The organism is Oleiphilus sp. HI0043 (assembly GCF_001634935.1).
In genome coordinates this window covers 23,990-30,076 of sequence record NZ_LWEY01001899.1, presented here as the reverse complement: position 1 = coordinate 30,076, position 6,087 = coordinate 23,990, and the positions used below count along the sequence as shown (strand labels likewise).

Sequence of the window (6,087 nt, the reverse complement as noted above, 5' to 3'; positions counted from 1 at the left end):
AGCGATTTTCATTCCATGAGATGCACTCATCAAGTGTAAGCCCCGCCCCCCCAAAAATATCCAAGGCACTCCCTATTGTCAGATCAACCTTGCCGCCAGATAACTGATGAACCAATTTTAAGTCTTCGAAAGAACGTGCACCGCCAGCGTAAGTGACTGGAATGGGGGAAATTTCTCCTAATAAAGAAACCAGGTCCTCATCAATTCCTGCTTGTAGCCCTTCAACATCGGCAGCATGTATTAAAAACTCATTGCAGTGCCCTGCCAACTCAGCGAGGGTATTCTTGGTAATCTGAGTACGGGTCACTGTTTGCCAACGATCCGTCGCAATATTCCAACCCGATTCGGTTTTTCGGCAACTCAGATCCATCACTAAACGCTCCGCTCCCGTCTCCGCTTTTATCTTTTCAATTCTGTCAGAAGATAGCTCCCCATCTTCGAAGAGGTAAGACGTGACGATCAAATGCGACGCACCTGCTTCCAAAAACTCGCTGGCATTTTCATGATTAACGCCCCCGCCAAATTGTAAACCTTGAGGCCAGGCCGATAGTGCCTTAAGTGCTTCGTCCTTATTTCCTGGGCCTAGTGCAATAACATGCCCACCTTGTAAGTTATGCTCCTTGTATAAGGAAGCATAGTAAGCCGCATCATAAGCACTCACAAAATTAGTATCGGCACCTTGGTCATTCAAGCTACCACCAACAATTTGCTTTACTTTGCCTTGATGTAAATCGATACAGGGACGAAACTGGGTCAAAGGAGGCCTCTTTTACAGAATGAGATAAAAATAAAACTGGCGCANATTATACCCAATTAAGCGGGGTGATTCGCCCCATATTGAAGATTAATCCAGTACACCTAGGCTTGTTGCTGTGATAATCTTTGGAGCAAACCTACCTGAAGGACCTTAATTATGAAGAATTTCTCCTTACGTTTTAGCAAAGTAATTTCCTTAGTTTCACTTTTTGTACTCCTTAGCGCCTGCGCAACGGAAAGTAAGCGAGCTATTCAACCAGATCGAGTTGCCAGCTATCAAACAAACTATAGTGGTAAGAAAACAGCCATGGTAGTAGGCAATTTTAATAACCGTTCAAACTATATGCAGGGTCTATTTTCTTCTGGTGGCGATCGCCTAGGTTCGCAAGGCAAGACCATCTTAAAGACCCACCTTCAACAAACGAACAGATTCAACCTTGTTGACCGTGACGCGATGAAAGAGCTTGAGCAAGAAGCTGCCTATCGCGGTCAAAAGCAAAACATTACGGGCGCAAGATATGTCGTTTCAGGCGCAGTCTCGGAGTTTGGCCGTAAAGAAGTTGGTGACAAGCAACTATTTGGTATCTTGGGGCGCGGAAAGGAGCAAATTGCTTATGCCAAAGTTTCCATCAATATCATTGACGTAACAACCAGCCAAATAATCTATTCAACACAAGGTGCCGGAGAGTATGCACTGAGCAATCGCGAAGTCATCGGTTTCGGTGGCACAGCGGGTTATGATGCAACGCTTAATGGCAAAGTTCTTAACTTCGCGATTACCGAAGCCATTAATAATTTAGTTAGAGATCTAGAGTCCGGCGTTTGGTCTGTTGAAAAATAGCAACTAACTATCGACATAAGGAAGTTCGATGAAATACATTAATATCAAGTTGATCGCTGCAATGGCGGTCATTCTTTTGGCTCAAGCATGTTCAACTCATAGTAATTTGTACTATTGGGGTGATTACCAAGAAATCGTTTACGATATTTACCTCAACCCCGGCGAAGCAGATACTGCCACGCAGATCTATAAACTAAACCTAACTATAGAGCGAGCAGAAAATAAAGGGATGAAAGTTCCTCCCGGCCTATATGCTCACTTAGGAATGGTTCACGCTCAAGCCGGAAACCCTGGCCTGGCAAAAAGCGCTTTGCTACAAGAAAAAGCACTGTACCCTGAATCTAGCGTATTTGTTGACGGCATTCTGACTCGCTCCAACATGCAAGACACCGCCTTGGAAGCATCTAACAGCCATCATAAGGAGAAAACAAAATGAAGGGATTCAAGTTCTTAGTTATTTCAATACTTGCTTTTGGAGTTTTATCCGGTTGTGCCGTTAAAGGTTATGACTACACGGCCCTTAAGCAAAGCAAACCGACCTCTATTCTGGTAATTCCACCCAATAATAGCTCTGTCGAAGTTAATGCACCCTATACGCTTATTTCCTCGATATCTGAGCCCTTGGCAGAAAAAGGCTACTATGTATTTCCTGTTTCAGTTGTCGATACTTTGTTTAAAGAGAATGGGCTCCCTACAACGGCTGAAATGAATACTATTCCCTTGGACAAAATTAGGGAAATTATCAACCCTGACGCAGTGTTATACATTGATATCAAGCAGTGGGGGCAGGAGTACCAAGTGATATCCTCAAAGACTGTCGTGGCTTCAGATTGGCGATTAATAGATGCCAAGAGTGGACAAATATTATGGAATGGCAGAGCCCAAGCTGTGAAGTCTTCAGGTGACGGCGGTGGCGGTTTGGCTGGTGCTCTCATTGGTGCATTAGTAGATCAAATTGCCGGCAGTATTGTCGATCACACACCTGAACTTTCTGCTATGGCGAGTAGTAACCTGGTCAATAACCAGCACTGGGGTCTACTTCCTGGGCCTTACGCACCAAAACCAGAAGAAAAGTAAAGATCAGGCAATAGCAATATCTAGAGTGCCTGGGTTTTGCCCGGGTACTCTCTCCTCAAGCCCCTCCATCAATCCTAAAAAGATAAGACAGCCCCAGAGTTTATTCTTACAATATCTTTGTTAGATTAGAATCAAACAAGAACAGTTTAATACCAGAGCCATTCAAGGTATCGTATAGTGCTAGGGAAGGAAAAAATAGCGCCCTTTTAGTAGGTGTCAAATTCGCTTTTGCTTAGATGGCAATCGATTCCTTCCAACTGCCATACCTGTCTCAATATTTGCTTGGTAGGAGTAACAGCGAATTATGAATTTTTCGAAACTCATTTACATCAGCTTATTGCTCTCGCTCTTCAGCTCATTTTCCAATGCGATAACTCAAACGAGCATTCGCTACCCTCAGCCAGGCGAAGTATTCACCAAACATCACAGTTACCCAATAGAGCTATTAAAGCTAGCCCTAAGTTATCATTCGGTGCCTCTAACAGTAGAACCCTCGCAGTATTTTATGACACAAGGCCGGGCTATCAAACAGTTGAGCCAAAGCAAGGGTATCGATGTGATGTGGACCATGACTTCCAAAGAACGAGAGTCAGAAGTAAAGCCTATTAGAATCCCTATTTATAAAGGCTTGATTGGCTGGCGCTTGTTCCTGACAACACCCGAGCAGTTGGCAACACGAAAACAAAGCCAAGATTTAAGGGCTTTAAAAAAAGCCACACTCATTCAAGGGCATGACTGGCCCGATACCAACATATTGAGATATAACAATTTTAAGGTACAAACTGGCCCCAGTTACGAAGGCTTATTTCAAGTGTTGTCACTTAATCGGGCGGAACTCTTTCCTCGCTCTATTATCGAGATCTGGGATGAACTAGAAACGCATCAACATCGCAACATTACCCTTGAGCCTCACACGCTACTCAGCTACCCGACCGCTACGTATTTCTTTGTCGCACAAGAAAATACGGCCTTAGCTAGCCTTATAGAAGAGGGGCTTCAGAAAGCCCTGTTGGACGGAAAGTTCGATGCGCTGTTCCAGCAGTATTATGCTGATCTGATACTGAAGGCTAATTTAAAGCAGCGACTACACTATCGCCTGATTAACCCTTTGCTTCCTGAAGCGACACCACTAGACCAGAAAGCTCTCTGGTTTCATTTAGATAAAGACTGAAAGCATCATTACTTTCAGCCTCTATACTAAGAGAAACTTAGTGTTTGTGCTTATGTTTATTGGGTTTATCGTGCTGGCTCGCATGCAAACTATTAAAGACGATTTTGATCCAGGTAGGCTCATTTAAGAAACCGTTTTCCCACTCGTCCCATTTTGCACTCAAACCTGCACTTTGTATCTCTTCCAGGCTCTTGTCATTCATCATGCTCTCGACCTCTTTCGCCGTACCACGCAACATGTCTCTGAAGGCAATAAGGTCTGGCTTCGTTGCCATTGGTCCGTGCCCAGGCACAATTTGGGTTGAGTCATCGATAGAATCTAAAATTCGATCAATATTCTGGGCGACACCTCGTACACGCCCACCTGCATCCACATCAACAAAGGGGTAAAAGCCGTTAAAGAAATGGTCACCCAAATGGACAATATTTTGTTCTTTAAAGAAGATCACGCTATCGCCATCAGTATGTCCGATTGGCAAGTGCATTACAGAAATATCATGCCCGTTAAAGTGGATAGTCATACGATGATCATAGGTAATATCCGGCAGCGCATGCTTTGGGTATGGTTCCGACACCATGTTAAACAGCTTAACCTCTTGACGAGAGTTCAAACGCTGATAAACATTATCATGCGCGACAACGGTAGGCTCTTTACCCAAGAGCTTATTGCCTTGAGTATGGTCACCATGCCAATGCGTATTTAGGATGTACTTAAGCGGTTTACCAAAAGTATCAAGTGTTTTCTCTAAACCACCTGACATATCGGCATAGTCACTATCGACAACCCGTCATCACCTTCGGACAATAAGATATTCCCGCCCTTTCCCTGAAGAAAGTGAAAGCCTGGCTTTAACTCAGTCACTTTAAACTGCTTAGTACTATGGTGGTGGTTTTCTGCAACACTTAAATTTGCAGACAATAACAACATGAGGCTGGCGCCCGCTTTAATTACGTTCACTAATTTATCTCCCTATTGATTGAGTCTTTAACATGCAAACATGTGAAGCGAAACGACCACCAAGCAGAGTATTTCTGCTTCATTTCCTTCTAAAGCGCCTTGAGTATATCAGTCTTATAATTTCCTCTCACCAACATTCAGGCTAAGGTAAATATGCGCTTAATTCAGGATAAGAACAAATACCGCAGCGATCACTAAGCTCCTGGAAGTGATAGCCTGTCGCTTGTTATTATTCTCAGCATTCTAAATACATATAAAATATATATCAGGTATATTTATTATATATTTTACCTATCAGTCTATTGTCATTACTATCGCCTCATCATACAAAAAACAAAGAGAACATTATGAAGCCCTTAGTCATGAGACTTACCATGCTGATCCCTCTCCTGCTTATCACTTTCACAAGCAGCACATCAACTTTTGCTGGAGAGATGATACCTGCAAATCTTAGTTTTTCAGTTATCGTCACCGCTGAATCAGGCGGCGCGCAAGAAGCGATGGTGGTATCCAGTGGTAGCTGGTTTACTCAGCGAACGTTAGTGCATAACGCAATTCTTATCAAACATCCAAAGGGTGATTTGCTCTGGGATAGCGGCATCGGCACTGAAGTCGAAGAACAAATGCAAGTATTCGCTTTTTGGGAGAAACAGTTGTTCGCGATCGAAAACGTTAAACCCGCCATTAGCCAGTTAAACGCGAATAACTACCCCATCAGCACAATTAAAGCCATCATCCCTAGCCATATGCACTGGGATCATGTCAGTGCAATTGAAGACTTCCCAGCAACACCGGTATGGATTCAACAGCAAGAGCATGACGCCGCGCACCAAGGCAAGCCACCCGCCTTTGTCTTATCGCAATTTGATAGTCCTGACATCAAACGGCAATTCATAAAGCTCTTAGATCAACCCTACCAAGGCTTCGATAAAAGTTTGGATATCTACGGTGACGGCAGCTTAGTGTTAGTCGACCTGGCCGGGCACTCGCAAGGGCACTTGGGTCTTTTTGTTAATACGCCAGACAAAGGGCGCTATTTCTTCATTGGCGATGCAACATGGGCGATCAAAGGAATTCAAGACAACCGCGGCCGTCCGAAGATTGTTCAGTGGGCAACTGGTGTCGATAATAACGTAGACCAAGCGGAAAAAGTCATCGATCAAATTCACTCTTTAAGCAAACGTGACCCTGACTTAGTGATCGTCCCGGCTCATGACGAACTGGTCACGGCAAAACTGCCCAACTATCCCAGCTTTTTATAAGATGGATTTACACCAAGGCTAAC

General features: G+C 43.9%; 8 protein-coding genes. 5 read left to right on the top strand and 3 right to left on the bottom strand.

The annotated features are described in order from the left end of the window. Nucleotides 1-757: phosphoribosylformimino-5-aminoimidazole carboxamide ribotide isomerase (gene hisA, locus A3729_RS29405; RefSeq protein WP_068515862.1), on the bottom strand; the 757-nt coding region annotated here is incomplete at its 3' end. A gap of 156 nt (nt 758-913) precedes the next feature. Here hisA and A3729_RS29400 point away from each other — a divergent pair. The 4 genes from A3729_RS29400 to A3729_RS29385 all read left to right on the top strand — a co-directional run bounded on the left by A3729_RS29400 (nt 914) and on the right by A3729_RS29385 (nt 3,845). Next, nucleotides 914-1,597: a CsgG/HfaB family protein gene (locus A3729_RS29400; protein ID WP_068515864.1), complete on the top strand. Its 684-nt coding sequence runs from the start codon at nt 914-916 to the stop codon at nt 1,595-1,597. A 28-nt stretch (nt 1,598-1,625) separates the two neighbouring features. Then, complete coding sequence (locus tag A3729_RS29395; protein WP_068515868.1) at nt 1,626-2,033, top strand: DUF4810 domain-containing protein; 408 nt, start codon at nt 1,626-1,628, stop codon at nt 2,031-2,033. After that, the gene (locus A3729_RS29390) at nt 2,030-2,674 is read left to right on the top strand and encodes a GNA1162 family protein (RefSeq protein WP_068515871.1); all 645 of its coding nucleotides are present in this window, start codon (nt 2,030-2,032) and stop codon (nt 2,672-2,674) included. Before A3729_RS29395 ends, A3729_RS29390 begins: the two co-directional genes overlap by 4 nt. Before the next feature lie 304 nt (nt 2,675-2,978). Beyond that, nucleotides 2,979-3,845 (top strand): hypothetical protein, encoded by an 867-nt coding sequence (locus A3729_RS29385; protein WP_068514500.1) that lies wholly within the window; start codon nt 2,979-2,981, stop codon nt 3,843-3,845. Nucleotides 3,846-3,882: 37 nt separating this feature from the next. On the opposite strand, the gene A3729_RS29380 is transcribed toward A3729_RS29385, so the two are convergent. Next, entirely contained in the window at nt 3,883-4,605 is a 723-nt protein-coding gene (locus A3729_RS29380) for an MBL fold metallo-hydrolase (RefSeq protein ID WP_197475874.1), read from the bottom strand. Continuing rightward, on the bottom strand, nt 4,590-4,802 hold the full coding sequence (locus A3729_RS33665) for a hypothetical protein (RefSeq protein WP_068567935.1): 213 nt from the start codon (nt 4,800-4,802) through the stop codon (nt 4,590-4,592). The genes A3729_RS29380 and A3729_RS33665 overlap by 16 nt, the downstream gene beginning before the upstream one ends. A 347-nt stretch (nt 4,803-5,149) precedes the next feature. Between A3729_RS33665 and A3729_RS29375 the strand changes: the two genes are divergently transcribed. Beyond that, nucleotides 5,150-6,064: an MBL fold metallo-hydrolase gene (locus A3729_RS29375; protein WP_082880408.1), complete on the top strand. Its 915-nt coding sequence runs from the start codon at nt 5,150-5,152 to the stop codon at nt 6,062-6,064. Nucleotides 6,065-6,087: the final 23 nt, after the last annotated feature.

What these genes read in the sequence shown, in the direction of transcription:
- A3729_RS29385 (WP_068514500.1), top strand. Translation starts at nt 2,979, where the DNA reads ATGAATTTTTCGAAACTCATTTACATCAGCTTATTGCTCTCGCTCTTC.
- A3729_RS29390 (WP_068515871.1), top strand. Translation starts at nt 2,030, where the DNA reads ATGAAGGGATTCAAGTTCTTAGTTATTTCAATACTTGCTTTTGGAGTT.
- A3729_RS29395 (WP_068515868.1), top strand. Translation starts at nt 1,626, where the DNA reads ATGAAATACATTAATATCAAGTTGATCGCTGCAATGGCGGTCATTCTT.
- A3729_RS29375 (WP_082880408.1), top strand. Translation starts at nt 5,150, where the DNA reads ATGAAGCCCTTAGTCATGAGACTTACCATGCTGATCCCTCTCCTGCTT.
- A3729_RS29400 (WP_068515864.1), top strand. Translation starts at nt 914, where the DNA reads ATGAAGAATTTCTCCTTACGTTTTAGCAAAGTAATTTCCTTAGTTTCA.
- A3729_RS29380 (WP_197475874.1), bottom strand. Translation starts at nt 4,605, where the DNA reads ATGTCAGGTGGTTTAGAGAAAACACTTGATACTTTTGGTAAACCGCTT.